Origin of the sequence: Ruminococcus sp. RTP21484sp1_RTP21277st1_D2_RTP21277_210401, from assembly GCF_040924225.1 — a bacterium.
Classification (GTDB): Bacteria; Bacillota; Clostridia; order Lachnospirales; family Lachnospiraceae; genus Blautia_A; species Blautia_A faecis.
Window position 1 is genome coordinate 60193 of record NZ_JBCOMJ010000013.1, and the last position, 24623, is coordinate 84815.

General features: G+C 43.4%; 16 protein-coding genes. 1 reads left to right on the top strand and 15 read right to left on the bottom strand.

Going from position 1 to position 24623, the window contains the following annotated elements:
• The first annotated feature begins 318 nt into the window (after positions 1-318).
• On the top strand, positions 319-1158 hold the full coding sequence (locus tag AB5706_RS10465) for a DUF134 domain-containing protein (RefSeq protein ID WP_195589344.1): 840 nt from the start codon (positions 319-321) through the stop codon (positions 1156-1158).
• A gap of 118 nt (positions 1159-1276) precedes the next feature.
• Here AB5706_RS10465 and AB5706_RS10470 read toward each other — a convergent pair whose 3' ends face one another.
• The 15 genes from AB5706_RS10470 to AB5706_RS10540 form a co-directional block, all read right to left on the bottom strand.
• On the bottom strand, positions 1277-2647 hold the full coding sequence (locus AB5706_RS10470) for an MATE family efflux transporter (protein ID WP_368366061.1): 1371 nt from the start codon (positions 2645-2647) through the stop codon (positions 1277-1279).
• Between the two features lie 149 nt (positions 2648-2796).
• Positions 2797-4413 (bottom strand): DUF5605 domain-containing protein, encoded by a 1617-nt coding sequence (locus AB5706_RS10475; RefSeq protein WP_368366062.1) that lies wholly within the window; start codon positions 4411-4413, stop codon positions 2797-2799.
• Between the two features lie 281 nt (positions 4414-4694).
• A complete protein-coding gene (locus AB5706_RS10480) occupies positions 4695-6440 on the bottom strand; it encodes a glycoside hydrolase family 43 protein (protein WP_368366063.1) in 1746 nt (581 codons plus the stop codon).
• 197 nt (positions 6441-6637) lie between these two features.
• Positions 6638-7948: an MGH1-like glycoside hydrolase domain-containing protein gene (locus AB5706_RS10485; protein ID WP_173715720.1), complete on the bottom strand. Its 1311-nt coding sequence runs from the start codon at positions 7946-7948 to the stop codon at positions 6638-6640.
• Between the two features lie 4 nt (positions 7949-7952).
• Positions 7953-8780: a carbohydrate ABC transporter permease gene (locus tag AB5706_RS10490; RefSeq protein WP_118577667.1), complete on the bottom strand. Its 828-nt coding sequence runs from the start codon at positions 8778-8780 to the stop codon at positions 7953-7955.
• A 14-nt stretch (positions 8781-8794) separates the two neighbouring features.
• Complete coding sequence (locus AB5706_RS10495; protein WP_118577668.1) at positions 8795-9673, bottom strand: carbohydrate ABC transporter permease; 879 nt, start codon at positions 9671-9673, stop codon at positions 8795-8797.
• Between the two features lie 122 nt (positions 9674-9795).
• Positions 9796-11100, bottom strand: a complete 1305-nt coding sequence (locus AB5706_RS10500) for an ABC transporter substrate-binding protein (protein WP_368366064.1) — start codon at positions 11098-11100, stop codon at positions 9796-9798.
• Positions 11101-11397: 297 nt separating this feature from the next.
• A complete protein-coding gene (locus AB5706_RS10505) occupies positions 11398-12468 on the bottom strand; it encodes a response regulator transcription factor (RefSeq protein WP_195392110.1) in 1071 nt (356 codons plus the stop codon).
• Between the two features lie 34 nt (positions 12469-12502).
• Entirely contained in the window at positions 12503-14236 is a 1734-nt protein-coding gene (locus tag AB5706_RS10510) for a sensor histidine kinase (RefSeq protein ID WP_368366065.1), read from the bottom strand.
• Between the two features lie 33 nt (positions 14237-14269).
• On the bottom strand, positions 14270-16915 hold the full coding sequence (locus AB5706_RS10515) for an alpha-L-rhamnosidase (RefSeq protein ID WP_227198665.1): 2646 nt from the start codon (positions 16913-16915) through the stop codon (positions 14270-14272).
• Between the two features lie 160 nt (positions 16916-17075).
• A complete protein-coding gene (locus AB5706_RS10520; protein WP_173715715.1) occupies positions 17076-17876 on the bottom strand; it encodes a beta-keto acid cleavage family enzyme in 801 nt (266 codons plus the stop codon).
• Between the two features lie 15 nt (positions 17877-17891).
• Positions 17892-19367, bottom strand: coding sequence for a four-carbon acid sugar kinase family protein (locus AB5706_RS10525; RefSeq protein WP_368366066.1), 1476 nt, complete (start codon positions 19365-19367; stop codon positions 17892-17894).
• 310 nt (positions 19368-19677) lie between these two features.
• Positions 19678-21639: a glycoside hydrolase family 127 protein gene (locus AB5706_RS10530; RefSeq protein ID WP_148461471.1), complete on the bottom strand. Its 1962-nt coding sequence runs from the start codon at positions 21637-21639 to the stop codon at positions 19678-19680.
• Between the two features lie 47 nt (positions 21640-21686).
• Positions 21687-22352, bottom strand: a complete 666-nt coding sequence (locus AB5706_RS10535; protein ID WP_117849481.1) for an aspartate/glutamate racemase family protein — start codon at positions 22350-22352, stop codon at positions 21687-21689.
• A gap of 201 nt (positions 22353-22553) precedes the next feature.
• The gene (locus AB5706_RS10540; protein ID WP_148461470.1) at positions 22554-24608 is read right to left on the bottom strand and encodes a beta-galactosidase; all 2055 of its coding nucleotides are present in this window, start codon (positions 24606-24608) and stop codon (positions 22554-22556) included.
• Positions 24609-24623 lie beyond the last annotated feature (15 nt).

Genomic DNA, 24623 nt, shown 5'->3' on the forward strand with positions numbered 1-24623 from the left:
TTTTATCTCTTCTTGGACTGTACTCCAAATAAAAAAAATTGTCAACCACGACCTTCACAGTAACGCGCTTCGCGACGCACAGAAACACGAACCTTTTTGTGACAGGCACAAGAAATAGCGTTTGCTACGCAAACTTAGTTCTCTGGTTTTCTGTAAACTTTATCCACCAAAAACACCTCGCAGAGCGTTGCAAATGAATAGTAACAAAACTATACCATATTGGAGCAACTTTGAATAGCGCTCAGAAAATAATAGTATTGAATTTTCTCTTCTTCTGGTTTATAATCGACATATGTCGAAAACAAGGAGGTGACATATATGCCCAGACCGCCCAGATGCCGCAGAATCTGCCAGGCACCCCAATATGAAACTTTTTCTCCTGAAGAATGTCCCAGAGAGTCGGAAGCTGTCACTCTGACTCTGGATGAATATGAAGTCATCCGTCTGGTAGATCTGGAGAAGAAAACTCACGAACAATGTGCTGCCCAGATGGACATTTCCCGGACAACTGTCACGGAAATTTATGAAACTGCCCGGGAAAAAATTGCCCGGTGCATCGTCCTTGGACAGCGCCTTGTCATAGCCGGGGGAAATTACCGGCTCTGCGAAGGACGGGAGCATACGCGCTGCGGGAAATGCTGTTGCCGAAAGGAATCTAAACAGACTCCGCTTACCAGCTTAGACCTTTCACAGGAACTGCCAGCCGCTGACCGATTTAATAGTTCACTTCCCAAATCAAATTTACAAAATGAAGGAGATATCATTATGAAGATTGCAGTTACTTATGAAAATGGAGAAATTTTTCAGCACTTTGGACACACAGAAACATTCAAGATCTATGACATTGCAGATGGCAAGGTTGTAAGTGCCGAAGTAGTCGATACCAATGGAAGCGGTCACGGCGCACTGGCTGGATTCCTGGTTGCACATGGCGTAGATACCCTGATCTGCGGCGGTATTGGCGGCGGTGCCCAGAATGCACTTGCCCAGGCTGGAATCCGTCTTTTCGGTGGTGTCAGCGGCAACGCTGATGAAGCTGTAAACGCATTACTCGCAGGAAATCTTGGCTATAACCCCAATGTACATTGCGATCACCATGATCATGAAGCAGGTCACAGCTGTGGCGATCATGGCTGCGGAAGTCATTCCTGCCATTAATATCTGACACAGATTTAACCTAACGGTTAATCAGCTGTATTTATAAAAAAGACTGATATAACATACCGGACTCCAACAACCTCCTGAAGTACAGTATCATTTATATCAGTCTTTTTTATTATTTCTTCATGGCCACAAGCTCTCTTCGTGCAAACAATATCGCCAATGATAATGCCGCTGCATCTGCGATCGGTCCAGCATACATCACCCCGTCAATTCCCATTATTAATGAGAAAACAACGATCAATGGCAAAAGAAACAGCACCTGTCTGGTCAGGGACATGACGATTCCAAGCTTTGCTTTTCCGATAGATGTAAAAAATCCTGAGGACATTGGCTGAATTCCATTTGCAAAAGTCATAAACATAAATATCTTCAGATAGCGTTCTGCGAACTGGAAATAAAGGTCACTTCCGGTTCCGAAAATGCTTACAATCTGGTGGGGAAATAACTGGAAACAAAGGAAAAATACGGTTGCAATCGCAGTACATGCAATCATGGAATAACGATATGCAAGTCTTACCCTGTCGTATTTTTTTGCCCCATAATTAAAGCCCCAGATTGGCTGACAGCCCTGTGAAATTCCAATACAAATCGCCATAAACACCTGGTTTACTTTTGAAATAACGCCTACACAGGCAATAGGGATATCACTTCCATAAACAGATAATCCACCATAATAACGTAAAATATTATTCATCACAATTTGCACAATTGCCATGGCAATCTGATTGATACAGGAAGCCATGCCAAGGGAAACAATGGCTTTCAGACACTCTGCAGATGGCTTTAGCATTCCTGTTTCCAGATACATTTTACGGAATTTTCCAAAATATATAATCACAAGAATACCGGAAACCACCTGCCCGATTACAGTTGCCCAGGCAGCCCCCTTGATTCCCCATCCGAATCCAAAAATGAAAAGAGGATCCAGAATTGTGTTGATAACCGCACCTGTAAGAACACAGGTCATAGAATATGTTGGGCTTCTGTCTGCACGGACAATATGATTTCCTCCAATGGACAAAACATAGAACGGAAGTCCTACAGCAGTTATTCCAAGGTAGTCTACAGCATAAGGCATAACATCTGTTGTTGCTCCAAATAGACCTAGCAGCGAACGCAAAAACAGAAGCACTACCAATGCAAGAACCGCACCTGTAATCACCAGTGTGGAAAGCGCAGTTCCTGCTATGGAGCTTGCCCTCTGCTCTCTTCCGGCACCCATTTCCAGGTTATAATTGGAGGCACCTCCAATTCCCAGAAGCAGTGCCAATGCCGTTGCAATCGTTGTTACAGGAAATGCAACATTAGTAGCAGCATTTCCCAGCATCCCAACGCCCTGGCCGATGAAAATCTGATCCACAATATTGTACATTGCACTGACCAGCATACTGATAATTGCCGGAATTGCAAATTTCAATATCAGTCCTCCCACTGGAGCTGCTCCCAGGGGATTTTGCTCCTGACTGATGTTTGTTTCTTCCAAAAAATCTCCTCCCTTGCGTTAAAATAATTCTGTTTATTTCATTTAAATTCTGCTATGAATCATAACAAATTCTGAAAAACGATTCAAGATATTTATGCTCAAAAAGCCCAGCTGCATACACAACTGAGCTTTTTGTATGAATATGGTTATTACTTCGCTACTCGCAATCTCACCGCCATATACTCTTTCCCCGGCAGCTTTACTCGGAACTTTCCTTTATGAACTCCACCATCGGTAATAGTCATTTCCCAGGTATCGATAATTTCCACCTGATACTCTGTAGTATCATCAAAGTAGAAGTCTCGGAAGCCCGGCCGCATAAAGGAATAATAGTAAATAAAATAGTCTTTCCTTGCCGGGAAACCGGCAGCACGGCAGGCAACCTCATCCCATTTGCAGAGCATAGGTTCCACACCAAGTCCCGGTGTTTCTTCCATGATTTTTGCAAGAAATCTGATACGCTCCGGTGAGGTTCCGTGAAGAACGCCGCCATGAGACCACCAGAGAATACGATCCGGACTGAGATATGTTTCACCGTGTCCCGGATATCCTCCGCGGCAGAATGCCTCCCAGAATCTTCTCGTCATTTCCTCACCGCTGATATTTCCCCAGCCAAACTGAATGTTGCCCTCATAGCAGATTTCATCCAGAACTACCGGCTTATGGTATTTCTCGCGCCACTCATTTACCAGCTCGGAGGAACGGTATGTCTCCGTTCTCTGGATGCTGCAATGGGTAATCCAGGGCAAGTTATAATCATAATACGCTTTGCAGTTATGAATGGATCTGAGATGATGGTAAGGATCCTTCTCACAGATAATGCTGGCATATCTTTCCCAGTCAGAAAGAGTCTTCTCATGCATCAGATCATATTCATTAGCCAGGGACCACCATACATTTCGGTATGCGGAAAAACGGGCCAGCACATACTTCCAGTAACGGTCATCATCCTCTGCTTTCATCATGGAGAATCCCCATCTGTCATACGGATGCATAACAATCAGATCTGCCTCGATTCCCAAATTCATAAGTGCCTGAATACACTTTTCAATATGTTGAAAATGGGCTGGATTGAATCTGGTAAAATCCCAGTCATTGCCCGGAGCACAGCCATTATATTCCGCGAAATTATTCTCATTTAACACAGAACTGTCGCAGGGTGTTCCCTCATAAGGATAGGTAATCGGCTCATGAAGATTGTAGTCATAGTGCTTGGGGAAAATACAGAAACGAATCTTATTAAACGCATTTTCTTCCAGAGTTTTCAGTGTCTGTTTCTGTAATTCTTCATTCTGCAGATTCCATACATAACAGGTAGTTCCGATGCAGTGATAGGGTGTTCCATCCTCATAGGAAAGATAATAGGTACCCGCAACACGAACCGGACCATGGTTGTCTGCTGAAGGAGAAGTTACAGTAAAACTACCAGTCATCATATTTCTGACAGCACATTTTTCTACTTCCTTCCCACCATAAGCAATTCCAAGCTTATGTTCAGGCGCTTCTTCATCCGGCACTTCTTCCCCCGCGTTAATATCAAAGGAAGCCTCAATTTCAAAAGTATACTTGTCTGTAAAAGACGGCATAAATCTTACTTTATAAGCACCATCTCCATCATAAAAACCATCTACCGTTTTCTTCTCATTTTTACAGCAAAAAGTGCCTTTGATCCACTGATCACAAAATGGATTTCCCTCCTTTGGACCGCTTATGGTCACTTCAAAAATGCCCCATTTTTCTATTGTTTTTGCATAATTTAATTTCATTTTTCTTGTCTCCTTCTCCATTTTAGATCTCTTATATTTTATATATCTCTCTTTCAAAATTCCAAATACGCGCTGCGGATTTGTCTCGATATCACTGCCGAATCTGACATCCTGTGAGGATATGAACTTTGATTTACTGCCCGTATAAATAAAAATCCCCCATGCTTTCTACTATCATAATACGTCAGAAAACATGGGGTTTGCAACGTTACTTTATTAAGAAAATGTATGAATTTTTAATCTGTCCAGAGCGTATTTGAAAAAGTGGCTAAATACCTTTCCTATTGTTCTTTACGCGTTTTGACAATCTCAAAATAATCAAAATCCGCATACCGTCTCCCCCCTGTCATATCGTGACAGTACATTCCGAAGTGAGCTCCGGTGAATCCATCGCTCTGCTCGTCTGTGAGAATGTTGGTGGGGACTTCAGCCAGTTCCTGATAGTCTTTTCCATCCAGGGAGTAGAAGAATTTTGCGTAAAGTCCTTCCTGGGTGGTGGTCACGCGCAGGTATACGGGGCCTTCTTCCGGGATGGAGATTGCCGGAATCACATCTTCTACATCAAAGTGATTGCTCTTTATCAGGCGCAGCTTTGCAGGCTTTTTCAAATCAAGTGTCTGGGAGCCAAACTCTTCCTCTCTGGTCTTTACCAGAAGGTAGAAATTACCAGTATCATACATATAGGCAAGTCCTGCCATCTGCTCTCTGCAGGTCGGGGCAAACTCTACACAGGTTTCTACCTGAACATAGCGGTCCTGCTGCCGCCGCGCCACCAGACTTACGTTATAGCAGGAATTCAGGGATTCCTGACCGTAGAGACGGAGATAGCCAGGACGTTCTGTCAGGCTGGTGTAGCTATCATAGGGCTGGCGCAGGGAAGTATAGCGCACATCTAAAAGCGCAGAGGTTTTCTTCACTGGCATACTTAACTTTTTATCACATTCTTCGTCCACAGCATTCTTCTCATTCAGATACTCTTTTGTTTTCGAAGGAATTTCAGCAATGTCCGCATTCTTTGCAATTTCATTATTTCCAACACTGTCTGCAATTTCTAAATCAAAGTCATCTCTTCCATAATCCTTACCCTCTTCCTTTGGAAAAAGATACTCCGGAATTCCTGTTGGCTCCTCAGTCTCCCACTGGCCGAAGTTGCCGCCACAGGCCATTCTAATCCAGCCTTCTTCGTTCCAAACCATTTTCTGGATTGCCGTTTCACGGCCTAATACACACTGTCCGCTGCCTTTCGGTGGTCTACCGCAAAGATGTACCATATACCACTCACCTTTCTGGGTACACACAATATCTGCATGCCCACAACGCTGCAGCGCATCTGGATTCTCCATATCTGAGGTCAGCACAGGGTTACCCGGATCTTCCTCATAAGGTCCCCAGATAGATTTCGCCCGGGCCATTGTCACCATATGGTCGTAACCGGTTCCTCCCTCTGCCATTAACAAATAATAATACTCTCCAATATGGTAAATGTGTGGTCCTTCTGTATAGCCTCTTCCGGTTCCCGGAAAAACATTTTTCGCTTCCCCTACCAGGCGCTCCTGTACCGGATCATACTCCTGCACCAGAATTCCCTTGAAATTATTAATCATATTCACAATATACATTTTGCCATCTGTATCATGAAATACAGATGGGTCAAAACCTGAGCTGTTCAGATAAACCGGCTCAGACCAGCCGCCACGGATGTCCTTTGATTTTACAAGATAATTATGGGTATTAAAAAGTCCTCCGGTACGGGTTTTCACGTCCGTATAAATCAGCCAGAAGTATTCCCCGTCCCAGGAAATATCCGGTGCCCATACGCCACAGGAATCACCCTCACCAACCATATTAAGCTGGCTCATTCTGTTCAGCGGCGATGGCAGCTGTTCATAATGCTTCAGATCTTTAGAATGATAGATTTTCACACCAGGCCACCATTCAAAGCTTGAATTTGCGATATAATAATCTTCTCCAACACGTATAATACTTGGATCCGGGCAAAATCCCGGAAGAATCGGGTTCTGAATCATGTTTTTGCTCCTTTATCTGTTTCATTTTACAAAATAAACTTAAAACACATTCTAAGTATAAGCTTTCTGAATTTTTTTGTACACACTTTATTTCAGAAAGATGTTTTTTACCGGTCAAACCAAAAAAGGACTGCAAAATTCCACGTATTCTGCAATCCTTTTCCTGTATTTACTTACCTCACAGCAGAAAAATCTTATTATAACGATTGCTTTTCTGCCTGTTTTTCCAGCAGCTCTGGCAGACACATTGGTTTCTTTCCTTCCAGCTCATCTGCCATATTCAATGCCAGTATATTCCAGTTAATAAAGCCACCATTCATAACCGGTTCTCCATTAAATGGATTGTAATACTCATGAAGACATCCTGTTTTCTCCAGGTCCTCTCCCAGAAGGCGCATGGTGCGCTTATACATAATTTCCGCCTCCATGCGGTATCCGTAGTTCAAAAGTCCGCGGAATACCACATAGTTTGCAACCAGCCAGATCGGGCCAAGCCAGTTGGACGGATTATTGGTAACAGACAGGTCAAACATTTTTTCATCCTTTGAAAGCGTGGTCAGACCAAAGTCAGAACCAAAGGTATCGGGATCAAAAATATGTTTCACCATGTCTGCCGCCTGCTCTTTTGTAGCAATTCCTGCATACATGGGAATAAAGCCAGACCATACACGTACTTTGATGGGCAATGTCTTCCAGAAAACTCCAAGCCCCTGGTGGAACCAGTCGTATTTCCTTGTCTTAATATCCACATCAACTGAATAGAAGAAATGATCACGTTTGTCCCAGCATTCCTGCTGAATAGCACCGATCAGTGCCTCGCGCTTATCCAGAAGTCTCTTTGCCGCTTCCTCCTTGCCAAACTGTCTGTATAATCTGGCACCAGCTTCCAGTTCTACACACATAAAGCTGTTCAGATAAATATTGGCAGTGGAAAATGGCGGACGGCCAAAAGTAGCCGGATCATTGTCCATACCGATCATAATGTCATCCTGCCATACATACAGTCCGCTGTTTTCATGAAAATAATAGTGATCATAACATTCAAAATACTTCGCCACGCCTGAAAGAAATTCTTCCGTCCAGGCATAATCACCAGTATAATCACTGATCAGGCACATCTGACTGCAAAGAAAGGGCTTATGCATATTCATAATCTTGCCTTCCTTATGCCTCATATTCAGATAAGGCTCCGGCCAGTCTGCCACCTCGATCATCATGGGAATATATCCATCCTCCAACTGGTGGTCGAAGAAATTGCGGATATTTCCCTGTGCATGCTCTATAATTCTTGGCTTCACAGACGGATCCTGGTAGGAATCCGCCAGATTCAGAAAGCCATATACGGACCAGTAGGTATCCCAGTCCCATACATTTCCATCGTAAACAGAGCCCGGATCAATAAACGGATAACGGATAAAGCTTCGCGGATTCTTAAGCACATCCTCCGTATGAGACATTACAAATTCTTTTAATTCCTGTCTATACTGCTCTGTCCTTTTATCTTCCATAAAATCAACCCTTTACAGCTCCGGCTGTCATACCTTCCATCAGTTTCTTATTCAGTGCCATGTACAGAATCAGAAGTGGGAATACACTCATGGATACAGAAGCGAAAATTGCACCCCAGTTCTTGGATCCAAACTCATCAGAGAAGTACAGAAGTCCTGTCTGAACAGTCTTCAGTGCAGAATCACTGATAAATGTCATGGAAAACAGAAGGTCGTTCCATTTAAAGAAGAACTGAAGAACCAGTACGGTTACAATAGAGTTCTTCATAAGTGGTGTTACAATATGCCACATCAGTCTGTAAATACCGCAGCCATCAATAACAGCTGCCTCCATAATATCATCCGGGAAGGAACGAAGATATCCCTGAACCAGATAAATGGACAGCGACAGACCAAATGCTATGTACGTAATGATCAGACATGTTCTGGTATTTAACAGATTTGATCTGCTGTAAATCTGGAACAGCGGGATCAAAGCAATTGCTACCGGAATCATGATACCGAAACGGAAATACTGTGCAACTGCATTTCTGAATTTCCATTTCATCTTTGTTACAGCAAATCCTACAGTTACTGAGAAAAATACAATAAATACAAGTGCTACTAATGTAGTGATCAAACTGTTCTTAAAGAAGGTGGACATATGTCCCCTTGTCCATGCATCAGAATAGTTCTGGAAATAAAAGCCATCATTTAACGCATAAGCTGGCTTCTCACTCCACTCAGCCTGTTTCTTGAAGGATGCAGTAAGCATCCAGAATAACGGATAGATCTCAATTACGCAAAGAAGGAAAATTACAATTCCTCGAAAAGCTGCTTTTACTTTTTTCATAATATTTCCTCCTTTCAGTCTTTCACATCAAATCTGTTGATAACAAGAGATCCAACTACACAGATCAGGAAGATCACGATTGCGATAACGCTGGCGTAACCAACCTTATTATAAGTAAATGCAACGTCATACATATACATGGACAGTGATTTTGTTGCACTTCCAGGTCCGCCCTTTGTAAGAGCCATAGCAGACTCGAACATTTTTACAGTTCCGGAGAAGCTGAATACAAGGCTGGTAATTACCATTGGACGAAGAAGCGGAAGAAGAATGTTTTTAAATAACTGCCATCCACCGCAGCCGTCGATTCTGGCTGCTTCCAGAATATCATCAGAGATATCAAGGAGTGCTCCATAGAAAATTACGGAATAGAATCCCATGGCTACCCAGATATCCATTACGCACAATGCCCAGAGAGCTGTACTGGACTGGCCGATCCATGGCTGAACAAGGTTCGTAAAACCAAGAGAGTCAAGCAATGAGTTTAACAGACCATAATTTGGCTGAATCTCATATATCTTTGCAAACAGCTGACCTACTGCAACAGTAGGAAGTACTACCGGGAAGAAAACCAGAGTTCTTACGATAGTTTTGCATCTTCTCAGCCAGAATTTAAACATCAGGGAAAGTAAAAGTCCCATTCCAACCTGGCCAACGGTTACTACCAATACATATTTACAGTTTACTGTCAATGCATTTAAGAAGTTCTTGTCTCTGAAAAGTCTTGCATAATTGTCAAATCCGGCAAATTCCCACTGAAGTCCCGGGCTGCCGCTGAAGAATGAATAATACAACGACCAGATAACCGGTACCATTACAATAATGGTGTAAATAATCAGTGCCGGAACTACGAAAAGGGATATCGCTTTCTTATTACCTAATACCTTGTTCATAAAATTCCTTCCTTTCTGTGTCAAAAACCATTAAAATTTCGAATTTTTTCAACAAAAACGGGAGTGTCTGCTGGCAAACACTCCCATTTGAAGTTCAAAGCTTATATTGCCAAAGCTGTTACTTACTGCATGTCATATACATCCTGGATGGACTGCATATATTCTTCGCCAGTCATTTCGCCGTTTAACAGAGGCTGTACATTTTCCTGAGCTGTCTTGGAGATTTCGCTAGGCATTTTTGCTTCCCACCATGCAAATCCTTCTGTGGATTTGTCAATCTCGTCAAGAACAAGCTTGGTGTAGTTATCCATATCATCTGCTGCAACATCATATGTGTAACCTTTAACAGTTCCCTGATCTTCCATAGCTACGTTTCCGATGTTCTCCATGAAGTATTTCAGGAACCAGCCAGTAGCCTCATCATATTTGTCATTGTCAAGTGCAAGAATGTTACCACAGTTCATAGAGTAAGAAGTAGCGGAGCTGATGGACTCATCTGCAACCGGAATGTTGAAGAATCCGATTCCGTCCTCGCCTGCCGGGTTCTGGGAATCATCAGTCAGGTTCTGTGTAAACCAGGAACCATTGTAGAAGATGGCTGCTTTTCCACTCATCAGCATGGAACCAGCTGTGTTCATATCAACTGTTGTGATACCTTCTCCGAAGTATCCTTTCTCTGCCCACTCTGCAATCTTATCAGCTGCTGCAACAAGCTTCTCATCTGTATAAGGAACTTCGCCGTCAGCTGCTTTTGTCATAATGTCGTTTCCTGCGGTTCTTACTGCGTATGCATTAATCAGACGGGTTGCGCCCCATTTGTCAGATCCGCCGGTTGTAAGAGGCTGGATACCTGCATCGGAAAGTTTCTGAAGAACCTCTTCAAACTCATCCCATGTAGTAGGAACTTCGCATCCTGCCTGCTCGAACAGGGCTTTGTTGTACCAGAAGCCTTCTACGTTCAGTCCAAGAGGAAGATCATAAAGATCATCTGTTCCGGATAATCCTTTCAGAAGCTCAACAGCACCGCTGTTTAAATAATCTGCTGTTCCGATCTCGTCAACAGCTTCTGTAATATTTTTAACCTTTCCGGAATCGATGAGAACGCTGAGCGGAGCACCTGCTTCGTAAGCGAACAGATCCGGAAGATCGTTGGATGCTGCAAGTGTAGCAATTTTCTGCTGAAGGTTGTCAGAAGCAACCATCTCATATTCCCATGTGAAATTCGGGTTTACATTTTTCTGATAGTCTTCGCAGATTTTGTTTAACAGCATACCATTGTCATTATCTTCTGCCCAGATAGTAAGGATTTTGACGTTTTTCTCAAGCTGTGGATCCTCTCCTGAGTAGTCTGCTGCAAATGTAGGAACTGCAAACATGGTGCTTGCTGTTAATGCTGCCATTAAAATAGCTAATGCTCTCTTTTTCATTATAAATTCCTCCAGAATTTTCAAAATTATTGAATTTTGTTATGAGTTACTCTTGATAGCCATTTACTTTTCGGTCACGTTTAATTTGTTTCTTTGTATCCCCGGGAAATATCTTATGGTTATATAATACCATTGTTCTGTTTTTTTACCAGTGCCTAATTTTTTTGGTAATGTACAGTTTTTTTAGACTGTTTTTTATAAAAAATTCTGCTTATTCAGGTATTCAATTGTGCTAAATATATAAAATGCACATATTCAGCAATTCGAATATGTGCATTTTTGCAAATCCTATTTTTATCATTCTGCTTTCCACACGTTTCCCTTGTACTCATTGGGAGTCATGCCCTCGTGTTTTTTAAAAATATCGCAGAAATATCTGTAATTATTATATCCCACCATTTCACTGACTTCATTCACCTTATATCCATCCTGCAGCAGCTTCTTCGCCTTTTTTATGCGAAGATCCGTCAGATATTTCACATAAGATGTACCAACCTCTGTTTTAAAAAGAACACTTAAGTACGCCGTGCTCATTCCGGCTCTGTCTGCAAGCTCACTCAGCCCGATATCCTGATCATAATGCTCGTCCAGATAAGTAAGAAGCTCCAGGATAACTCTGTGTTTGCTTCCGGTCTGGTCCGCAGTCAGATGCTTGCTGATATCAGACAGAACGCTTTCCCCATAGGCCTGTACTGCTTCTATGCTCTGACATTTTTCCATCTCCTGAAAAGAGACAAGTGAACTTCGTTCCACCTGCTTCTGGCTTTCGATCAGTACATCGCTGAGCACACAGAGATGCTTGTAAAATTCCCTGCGAAAATCCTGCAGCTCCGGGTAAAGTTCCTGCAGGCATCTGATTGCCCGCCTGCATTCTTCCCGAAATGCTGCAGCATCACAGTCTGTAATACATTTTACACTGCTCTCAAAAATTCTTTCCAATTCCAGAAATTTCTCACGATTAGCCTGTGCTTTACGATTATCCTCATGACGGGTCTTCGCCCATTCATCTTCAATTCTGGTAAGGGCATTTTTCAGTTTATCTGCTGTAACCGGCTTATCAATATAGTCTTTTACTCCAAGAGTAAGCGCCCTCTGCGCATACACAAATTCAGAATAGCCGCTGATCACAATAAAATATGTATCCGGACATTCTTCTTTCGCTGCCTCGATCACAGACAGACCATCCAGCCCCGGAATTCGGATATCCGTAATTACTACATCCGGTTTCTCACTTCGGATCACTTCCAGTCCCTGGATTCCGTCATAAGCAGCCCCTACTACCTCATAATCCAGCTTCAGGCGGGAAATTAAAGCCTTAATTCCCTGCACAACTATATATTCATCATCAATTACCACTAAGCGATACATGAAAATCCTCCTTGTATCTGCATTTCCCTATCCCTTATCTTACTGGAACCACAATCGTTACCTTCGTTCCATTGCCTGGGCTGCTCTCAAATGTTACACCGTATTTTTCCCCATAATTCAACTTTATACGCTCTATTACATTGCGCACTCCATAACCGTTCTCCAGTCTGGACATATCGTCAATTCCCACACCATCATCTTCAATAGTGAAAATCATATTATTCTGCTCCTGCCAGCCGCGAAGGGAAATCTTTCCTTTTCCAATCTTCGGCTCCAGACCGTGATACATAGCATTTTCAATAAATGGCTGAAAAATAAAGGTAATCGTTTCACGCTGAAGAATTTCCCTGCTGATATCCACGAACAGTTCAAAACGATTATTATAGCGCATATTCTGAAGCTTCATATAGCCCTGCATCCATTTCACAGAATCCACAACTTTAATATATTTGCTTCCATTATTCAGCGCCAGCTTAAAGTTATCTGAAAGTGCCTCTACCATTTCTGCCATCTGGTCATCCCCATGCATGATTGCAACAAAGTACAAAGAATCCAGTGTATTATAAAGAAAATGGGGATTGATCTGGGACTGAAGCAAAAGCAGCTCTGCTTCCCGTTCATTCAGCTTCACCGCCATAAGATGCTCGGAAAGCTCCAGATTCGTATTGACCATTTCCTTGAATTTCTGTCCGATCCGGCCAACCTCACTGTAGTCAAACTCTTCTGTAATGTGACGCTCTCCTTCCCCAACCTGTGCAATGGTATTTTCCAGCTGCTTCAGGGGATGGCTGATGGTTCTGGAAATGATTCGTGCCATGAGAAAACCCACTACAAGAACACAGCCTGCTACCAGAAACGAGGTCAGACGGATATTTTTACTCTCTTCACTGATCTCATTTTTCTCCACTACGTTTACAATATGCCAGCCTGTAGTAGAATTGGTGACAGAAGAAAACAGATACAGATGGTTCTCTCCCGGATTAGAATAGGATTGCATAATTGCATTCTCCCTTTCCTCATTTCCCACAAAATAAACCAGCTGATCATCCTCATCTACAACCATAAAATTACTGGAATCAAAGCTTTCATTGCCCATGACAAAGGATTTTCCCAACAGCTTCTGGCTCAGTCCGACCACCATATAGCCCATTCCCTGTCCGTCAGAGGGATTGATCATATATTTCGCATAAGAAAATCCTTTCTTTGTTCCTGCTTTTAAAATACTGTCACGGAAAAAAATTTCCTTTCCCCGCGCGGACTTTGCCTGTTTCACCCAGCTTTCTTCCAGAATATCCTTATCACTATAATAATTATAGAAATCATAAGTACCCTGGTTCACATTGTTCAGCTGATACACATGACCATAAAGATCCGTAAATACTATATAATTCACCCACACCTGCTGACTTGCCATTTCATTTGCAATCACACGAAGTTTCTCACGGTCTGTGGATGCAAACTTGCTTCCTCCGTATTCGTTGCCTTTTTCCAGAATCTGCTGAAGAGCTTCATCATTCAGAAAATTTCGGCCTACGTCTACAATGTTCTTCAGATTCATATCCATAACGCGGCTGGAATTCTTCAGCGTAGACTGATAAGATGCCCTGTAATTCTGTTCAATAGCATCAATAGAGGTTTTGTATACAATATTCATCAAAACGCCCACACCCAAAAGGGTGATAAGAAACATGGATAAAAAAATCTGATTCTGAATACTCAGCTGTCTCCACGCTTTCTGTATTCCTGAAGGTTCCTTTTTCTTTTCCATATTCTCATCACCCTTTCGCATTCTGCGTTATGATTACTGTTCAAATGCGATATGGTATGTACCGCTTCCCGCTTCGGCAGCCATATAGTCTGCTTCCCTGGTAAATGTCAGTCCATCGCTTTCCAGAACAGCTTTTGCCTGGTCCAGACGGATCTCTGCTGTTGTATTCACCGGAATCTGAACAGTTAAAGTAATCTGTTTCCCCTGGACTTCCCATTTTACACCAACATCACCATAAATGCTATGATATTTTCCGGCAGTGTACTTCAGATTTCCACCAATGCGCGGATAGAGTATCGCATGTTTAAAGCCCGGATGTTCCGGATCAGCTTCAATTCCGGCCATTGCACGGTACATCCACTCACCAATAGCACCATAAGCATAATGGTTAAAGGAGTTCATATCTGCACTCCACATGCTTCCGTCATCCTTCATTCCATCCCAGTGCTCCCAGATCGTGGTGGCACCTTTTTTCACCTGATACAGCCAGGATGGGAAGTCTTCCTTCAGAAGCAGGTCATAGGCTTCCTTCAGAGCGTGGTTCTGGCTTAGTGCATGACAGAAATACGGAGTTCCCACAAATCCGGTAACCAGATGTCCGTTTTCTTTGTCCAGAAGGCGCTTCAGACCTTCTACCGTTTTTGTGATATATTTCTCAGGAGTCAGCTGGAAATACAGTGCCACAATATGTGCGGTCTGTGTCTGTGCTGTCATATTTCCTTCTGCATCGAAGAAGGTCTCCTGGAATTTCTTTACGATCTTATGATAAAGCTCCTCATACTCTGCTGCCACATCCTCTTTTCCAAGGGCTTTCGCCATCTGGACAAAAAGTCCGGTAGAGTATGCATAATAGGCAGTACAGGTCAGGTCATTTGGTGTTGCACCGAAATAGCTGCCCTCCTCTGCATCAAGAGCAACCCAGTCACCAAACTGCAGCTTGTAGTTCCAGATATAATCAACAGCATGGGCACGCATGAAGTCAATCCAACCCTTCATACTGTTGTACTGTTTTTTCAGAATATCTTTATCACCATACATCAGATACATGGTCCATGGATTGATGATGGCTGCATCAGCCCAGGCTGCTGCGGAATGAGGTCCCTGGCGGAGAAGCCAGTTTCCATCTGTACGGCCTTCCTCAATGTTCGGAACAACATGCGGTACACCGCCCTCTGGTGTCTGATCAACCTCCAGATCATGGAGCCATTTCTTATAGAACGTATAGGTATTCATCAGATAAGTGGCGGTACGGCAGAAGATCTGCGCATCTCCAGTCCATCCCAGACGCTCATCACGCTGCGGGCAGTCTGTAGGTACATCAAGGAAATTACTCTTCAGCCCCCACAGGAAATTGTGATGCAACTGGTTCAGCAGCGGATTCGAACACTCCAGACTTCCGTTTGAAGCCATGTTGGAGTGAAGGGTGCAGGCTGTGAAATTCTCAGCTTTCGGCTCGCCTGGATAGGAAACAATCAGCGCATACTGAAATCCCATGTAAGTGAAAGTCGGATGCCAGGTAACTGTCTCTTCCCTTGCAAAAGTATATTTCATCGTTGCTTTGGCTGCACGAAGATTGTCCAGATATACATTTCCATCTTTGTCCAGAACTTCGAAGCAGTGAAGTTCGATCACATCGCCTGGTTTTCCGGCTGCAGTTACTTCAATTCGTCCTGCCATATTCTGGGCAAAATCAATAACTGTATCTCCTGCCGGTGTTTTGAAAATACGTTTCGCTGGAATACGATCCATTACACGAACCTTCGCAGCGTACTGCGCGCGCATAACCTGTGTATCAAAGAATACAAGCTGAACCGGCTTCCAGTCGCCTTTTGTGGTTTCTGCCTTTGACCAGTCCGGAATCTCAAGGGCTGCATCATAAGTCTCACCATCATAGATTTCTGCAAATACCACCGGTGAATCGCAGCCTTTCCATGATGGATCCGTATAAACAGATTCTGTTGTTCCATCGGTGTAGCGAATCAGAAGTTCCATAGTAAAAGCCGTCTGATCACCATAGTTGTTACGGGCTTTTGTCAGCCCCATAACACCTTTATACCAGCCTGGAGCCAGCATTGCTCCAGCACCGTTAATGCCCTTCTGCAGATATTCCGTTACATCATAGGTCTGATAGAGGAGATGTCTTCTATAGGATGTCCATCCCGGTGTCATCTCGTCCTCACCAACTTTTTTGCCATTCAGGTAAAACTGATACAGGCCAAGGGCTGTGGTAAAGGCATAGGCTTCTTTTATATCTTTTTTGATTTCAAAGGTTCCTCTTACATAGGTTCCTTTGGAAACGTTCTTATAGGAATCGTCAGTTTCGGCGGATACAAAAGGAGCTTTCCATGCTGGTGCGCCTTCCTCCCACTCACCATTTTTTCCTGCAAGGGCAGTTACAAAAGATGCGGTTTCGCTCCAGTCCGTTTCTTCCTGACCATCACTGGCTTTTGCACGGACAAAATAGCGCTTGCCGCTCTCCAGAGAAGCACCTTCTGCATAAACATGTGCAGATTCCTCAGACTCTGTTTTTCCGCTGTTATAGATCAGATCTGTAAAATCAGCGTCTTTTGCAATCTGAAGTTCGTAGGATTTCTGTTTTACATTTTTCTTATCGCTTACAAGCTCCCAGGCAAACTGGGGCATATGGGAAACACCAACCGGGGCTGTTTCATAATCCATATATATTTTCTTGATTGCCAACATTTGTTTTAACCCATCCTTTCTGACATATATTTCTTTGGTATATCGTAACTGTTCAGTACCTTCATGGTCACACACTTCGCAGAATAACATCTACTGAATAATTACGATCCAACACTTTATATTTTTAAATCGTATTTTAGCGTTTTCTCAGATTCAACATCTGTCTTGCCTCATCCGGAGTCGCTGGCTCCAGACCCATGGCGCGGATCAGATTTACCAGTTTCTCAACCACCTGCCAGTTGTACTCGGCATCTACACCTTCTGCCAGATAGTGGCTGTCTTCAAAACCAACACGTACTACCGTTGCTCCCATAGCAATTGCAGCAGCCAGAAATGTCCAGTTATCACGTCCAAAATGGGTAACACCCCAAAGTGCATCAGATGGAACAAAGGAACGGAAAGCTGCCAGCATTTCCGGAGTAGGCTGCATGCCGCCTTTGTGACCAAATACCAGATTAAACAGCATTGGATCTGCAAATGGCTGCTCAGATTTTACCACTGCCATGTTATGTAACATTCCAATATCAAAAACTTCTGTTTCCGGAAGGATTCCTCTCTTATAAACAGCGTCTGCGCAGTAGCGGATATCATCAAAAGAATTAATATAAACTGCTTCGCCAAGGTTTGTACTTCCGCCATTGAGAGATGCGCTCTCTACCTTGGGATAATCAAGCGGATTGCAGCGGTCCTGGATATTCATATCCGAAACACCGCCTGTAGACGCCTGAACTACCACATCTGTCCGTTTCAGAATCTCGTCAAAGCACTCAGACATATAAGAAATGTCAGGTGTAAGGCTTCCGTCTGGTTTACGACAGTGAAGGTGACACATAGCAGCACCAAGTTTTACGCTTTTCTCTACATCCTCTGCAAGTTTTACTGCATCCACACTGGTTCCTGCCTGTACAGGTGCCAGAGATATAATTACTTTTTTCATTATGTAAACCTCCAATCAGATCAATTCCTCTACAATTTCCTTCAACGTACTTACTTCACCCACATTTCCCGGAAAAATAATGTATGGCATTCCAGGGAATTTGCTTTCTTCTCCTGTCATCCATACCGGGATCCCTTTCTTCACCTGTCCCATAACACGGGCTTTCTTTACGCGAAGAGCTTTGGTTCCTACGTCAGATGAAGTGATTCCGCCTTTTGCAATGATAAATTTCGGCTTCACAGAAAGCTTTCCGATAATACTTGTCACTGCATTGGAAATTTTTACAGAAATATGCAGTTTCTCTTCCGGAGTCATATTCTCCGGCGCAAGAAGCTGTCTGCTTGTATAAATTACAACGGTTCTTCCAGACAGGATTTTCTCCTCTGCTGCCTTCACCGTTCTCTCTACCTCTTTCTCCAGACCATTTTCTTCGAACACGGTATTTACCTGAAATTCCATAAAATCAGCCTGTCCGTCCAGTTCTTTCAGACAGTTCAGCTGATCTGTGGTCTTCTTTACATGGGAACCGATCAGAACGATTCCTCCGTTCTTCGTGTCACCCTCCAACTGCTCTCTTCCAAGAAGAGGCTGGTCAGAAATCCTTCCCATTACTTTGGTGAAAGCTGCTGCTGTTCTTGCCATGTAATGCTTTCCTTCTTTCATTGCAAGCACCAGTGCTGCGCAGAAAACTTTCAAATCTGCATAAGATACTGCATTGACGATAATTTTCGCCATATTCTGTGCGGACATCAGCTTCTCCTTGATTTCCTGCACATCCAGAGCATTCAGCTCGTCCAGGGAAATGGTGATACAGTCCTCTTTATGGTACTTTCCTTCTGTTTTTTCCTCGACGTATTCCGTAAGATCCGAGGATTTGTAGCCGAAGGTTTTGTCCCTGGCAAATTCCGTCATACCGGCTGGAACCAGGTTGTCCTGCTCTTTTACATAATGGATATTGTCCATTGTGTAGCGGCCGCCTTCTGGAAAAAACGGGCAGATGATCTCACCGTCAACAGCTGTGCTCCCTGCAGAAACTCCATTGTCTGCTGCCGTTTTCTCTGGTCCGGCTGTATTCCCGTCAGCCAGTCCTTCCGCCAGAAGCTGTGTTTCCAGCGGATAATGACCTCTTAAAGTGGAATCTCCACGGGAAATGATCATGAAATCCTGTCCCAGCTCCCCTGCCACCTTTGCCACACGTGCGGCAATATCCTGGTGTACCTTTGTGGTCTCTTCCACGGAAAAGCTGCGGGAATTGGTGAGGATAAAAAACATGGATTCTTTTTCCTCAAAGCCCTTGCGGATGGATTCTTCCTCCCAGTCCGTATAAACAGACACATCATGAACGGTCTGCACACCAGTAGGGTCATCATCCAGCACTACCAGTTTTTTATGAAATCCTTCCATTGCCTGGGAAAGAAGGGCTTCTGCTTTGTCGGCATCTGTTTTGCTTCTCTCCTCGACGGTATGAAAAGGAATTACTTTACATTCCATAATTTCTATAGCTCTCCATTCTGTTCGTTCAAAGTATAATAAGAAATTGAGTGACATTTGCTATTCCACCGCCATCGGATTCTGCACGGCAGGATTTTTTACATTCATATCCCAGGTTGTGATAACTCAATTGTTACTGTTCACTCCGTTCACAGTAACACGCTTCGCGATGCACAGAAGGACGAACCTTCTTGTGACAAGCACAAGAAGTAGCGTTTGCTGCGCAAACTTAACTCTCGGGTTTTCTGTGAACTTTGTTCACAAAAAACACCTCGCGGAATGTTACCAGTGAACAGTAACACTCAATTTGTTATACGGTATATGCGACAGGGAACCAGATCCTCATTTCTCCGTAATCACGGTTATCCCATGCATAATACGGAATCAGACGTACATGCTTTCTGCTCATGCCATGATATTTCAACGGCTGATAAAGCGCATTTCTGTCAAATTCAGAGCGGTCAATGGCATATTCCTCAGTTTCAAGAGCCATCATTCTTCTTCCCTGGATTTCAAACTCCACAGGAGTAAATTCTGCGTTCAGATCCAGGTAAACATCATCCAGATCTGCTGCATGGGTATCTACACTCTCACAGCAGTATACCAATGGTCCCCGCTCAATTGCAGCCTGTCCCACAGTTTCTTCCACCATATTGTTTGCAACAGTATAGCGAACCTTCATATCCAGACTCAGCTGCACATCCATATTCTGAGGATCTTCCACCAGAATATCAAGGTAAGTTCCAGCATCCTCTTTCGTCAGTTCACGGTCTGCACCAGCGCCCTTAATGGAACCGCCCGCTGACCATCCCGGAACACGAAGTCTTAAATGGACCGGGGCATTTATTTTCACATCTTTTGCTGTGAAACGGATTGTTCCGTCAAACGGATAATCTGTAGACTGCACAAGTGTAAATTCTCCACCATTTTCCAGCTTCACCTGCGCCTCACTTGCACCGTACATACCAGTCCATACACTGTTATCCGATGTCAGATATGCATATTCACTGGACTGTGCAATGGTTCTTGCCAGGTTTGGCGGACAGCAGTAGCTGAGAATATATTCACTTCTTGTAAGAGGCCAGATCAGCTTATAGTCAAGCTTTTGGGCACGTCTTAACATGTTTTCATAGAAAAATCTCTTACCATCCAGACTCAGTGCAGCCAGGTTGGTATTCAGCATCATTCGTTCCAGAATGTCGAAGTACTCTGCCTTTGGCTCCAGCTGGAACATGCGGTACGCCCAGAAAACGCCGCCCAGAGATGCACAGGTCTCATTGTATGCAGTAATATTTGGAAGCTGGTATTCATAGCCATATGCCTGATGAACAAGCTGATGGTCAAAAAAGTATCCATACGGAGAAGCGCCATTATACAAGGCTCCACATCCGCCTGTTATATAAAGCTTTTTATCCACAAGACTTCTCCATACCTTGTGGAGAACCTTAATATAATCCGGATCTTCCTCTTCCAGACAAAGATCCGCCACACCTGCATAGAGATAATTGGCACGAACTGCATGTCCAAGAATTTTCTCATGCTGCTTCAGAGGAATTTTATCCTGATTGTCATCCAAGCCGTTCTTTACGCTGTCACGAAGCGCGATTGCCTGCTTCGCAAGCTTCAGATAACGCTCTTCGCCAGTGGTACGATACATTTCCACAAGTCCCATATAATGGGAAGGGCAAACTGCAGTCTGAACCTCTCCTGTGCGTTCTGCCTCTTCATACAGATGCTCCAGATAATCTGCTGTTCTGGCTGCAATTGCAAGAAAGCTGTCCTTGCCTGTAATTCTTTTATGTACACAGGCCGCTGTAAACATATGTCCGAAGTTGTATACCTCGAAATCGTTAATATCTCCCATTCTGGAAACGCCGTTCCCGCTTCTTTCTCCAATGATCTGCTTGGTGGAAAGATAGCCGTCCGGCTGCTGTGCTCTTCCGATAAGATCAATATATTTTTCAATCTCATCCTTCAGAAGCTGGTTATCTGTCTGATAAGCCGTATAAATGGCAGATTCCATCCATTTATAAAAGTCTCCGTCTCCAAAAACAGTTCCGTCAAAATCTCCCTGCGCATCTCCGGCGCAGATTTTGAAGTTCTCTACTACATGGCTGATATCCTTGCTGTCAAACATGTGCTTCAGCTGAGGCACAGTGCTGTTCGCACAGGTATCAAAGCGTTCCTTCCAAAGACCGCCTGTCCATTTTACTTTCATCCCGTCCAACGCATGTACCTTCGCGTAAGGGGATCTGGTTGTATCTGTCAGCATGATTTTTCTCCTTTAATTGTGCAGTTTTGTTCTCTATATGATTAATCTTATAATCCTTTAGCCTTCAATGCAGCTGCAAGTGCCTGTGCACCAAAACGTGGGCTGGAAAGTACAGGTTTGCCAATTTTCTCATGAATTGCATCTTCTGCATATGCCATAGATCCCTGAGCCAAAAGAATCACATCTACCTGATCTGCGATTTCTTCTGCCTTTGCACAAAGAAGAGCTTTAAATTTATCCTGGTCTGCGCCGAATGCATCTACAAGTCCATCAACCAGTTCTACATGGCTGTTCATTTCTCTTGCAACACGGGAGACTGTATTCTTGGTAGGCTCCAGGGTAGTAGGAAGAGTTGCGAGTACGCCTACTCTCTTGCCAAGGCGAGCTGCTTCACGGCACATTTCCTCATCAATACGAACAATCGGGATGCCTGTGTAGCGTCCAATATTCTGTGCGGCATCTGCAACTTCTCCAACAGAAGAGCAGCAGTTTAAAATTGCATCTGCCCCGTCAGAAACAGCCTGCATGTACATTCCCACAAGGCGAGCTGCTGCACCTGCAGTTACATAACCATGCTCTCTTACCTCTGCAAGAATAGACGGATCCTGATAGTTGAGAATTTCCGGGGTATCTCCAAGATTTTTTCTGATTTCTTCGTTTACACACTCAATAAGTTCTGGTGTTGTGCTAGTATAAACAATTCCTAATTTCATTTCAAATGTCTCCTTCTTTTTCTGTTTTAACAATCTTCAAACCCTTCCGATTTTTGAATTTTCTATTTTCACTTGTAAATTATACCCATTAAAGCCTATAAATTCATACCATCTTTTTTTGTAATCTATACAAAAATTTTACGATTACAAAGCAGTCATCGTCAAGTCCAATTTCTTTATTTAGTGTCACATTTATTATTGTTATGACTGTTTACAAATCACTGCCACATCATAAGCAGCTAGCGATAATGTTTCGTTAATATCTTCTCCTGTGAGCAAATTCCTACCTGTTACATTCTTTATCAGCGATTTTTCTTTGCCATGATTCAGATAGAATTCATAGGTAGTGTCTTCTCCCTGACGTTGATGGTATTCCACTTCTCCCGGAAGATCCTTAACTGCAATTCCGGCATTAGCAAGCATTGTTTCAAACAGACTTCCCATTTCTTCAGGCGCAACTCTTGCTGCTATGTAATAGGCACGACCATTTTCTCCGGTATGAGTATCGCTTTCCCATTCTTTTACAGTTAATGCGGCACTTCCCTCATAGAAATCAGTTCCATAGGAAGCCAGGATCTGTGCATCCTGAACCCGTAAGATTTCTGCGTAATCATATACAGTCCATTTTTTTCCATCAAGAAAACACAAGCTGTTTCTATCAGAGGGATATAAGGTGTCAATTTCCTCACTAATCACTCCGAACAACTCTGCCAGTCCGTCTCCTGGAAAACCGCCAAGATAACACAAGGTATCTTTATCCACATATCCGGTAAAATAAGTGGCTAGAAGCTGACCGCCGTTTTTCACAAATTTCTGCAGGTTTTCTGCGGTTCCCGACTGGAGAAGATAAAGCATAGGTGCTACAACTACTTTATAATCACTAAGATCATCATTGGAACTAACCACATCCATTTCTACTCCCAGCTTCTGAAATTCTTTCCAGATTCCAATGCAGGTTTTTTCATAATTTTTTGTGTTTTCACTTAATGCTTTTACATCCTGGATTGCCCAACGGTTGTCCCAGTCAAATAACAGAGCTGTTTTTGCTTTTACCAGTGTTCCTGCTGCAGGGGCAATTTTTTTGAGCAAAGCACCAACCTCTGCCACCTCCCTGAAAATTCTGGTATCATCCTTTCCAAGGTGATCTACAACAGCTCCATGATACTGCTCAAAGGAGCCGCGGCCTTTTCTCCACTGAAAATACTGAGCAGTATCGGAACCACAGGCAATTGCCTGCATACACGCAAGCTTGTGAACGCCAGGTCTTTTTACTTTATTATACGGATGCCAGTTTACCAGCCCAGGTGCACTTTCCATCAGCATAAAGGGCTTGTCCTTTTTCAACCCGCGCATCACTGCGTGATGAAACCCATTTTCTGTCATAGTTTCATACAAGCTTTCATAATCATTGTTGTATTGTGGATAGCTGTCCCAGGAGATCACATCCAGAAACGGTGCCATTTTTCGGTAATCAAGACCATTGTAAAGCATCATAAAATTTGCTGTCACAGGGATATCCGGGGTAATCTCTTTGAGGACTTGAATTTCAGAATTCATAAAATCATTCATATTCCAGGTAGTAAATCGTTTCCACTCCAGGTTCAGCCCCATAATACTGCCTTCACCATTTGCAAATGGCGGCTCAATCTGATCAAAATCATTGTAACGATGACTCCAGAAGGTTGTCCACCATGCCTGATTTAATTTGTCGATTTCATGATCAAACTGCTCGCTCAGATACTTCTGAAAACGCTCTACGCACAGAGGACAATAGCACTCTCCGCCTAACTCATTGGAAACATGCCACATAATAAGACCAGGATGCTGTCCGAATTTTTCAGCCAGCAGTTTGTCCATAAGTGCTGTTTTTTTGCGATATTCCGGTGAGGACATGCAGTGATTGTGACGCACCCCATGATGATTTCGCTGGCCGTTTTTTCCAACTCGCATTGCTTCCGGATACTTTTTATCCAACCATGCAGGTCTTGCGCCGGATGGTGTGGCAAGGATCGTATAAATGCCGTTTTCATATAAACTGTCCATAATTTTTTTCAGCCACTCGAAGTGAAATTCGCCTTCCCTAGGCTCATATACGGACCAGGAAAAAACGCCAAGTGTAACACAGTTCACACCTGCTTTTTTCATCATTCTGATATCTTCTTCCAGAATGTCAGGACGATCCAGCCACTGTTCCGGATTATAGTCTCCACCATGGACGAAACCATTTAACTTGGGAAATAAAATATTCTTTTCCATTTCAACACTTCTCCA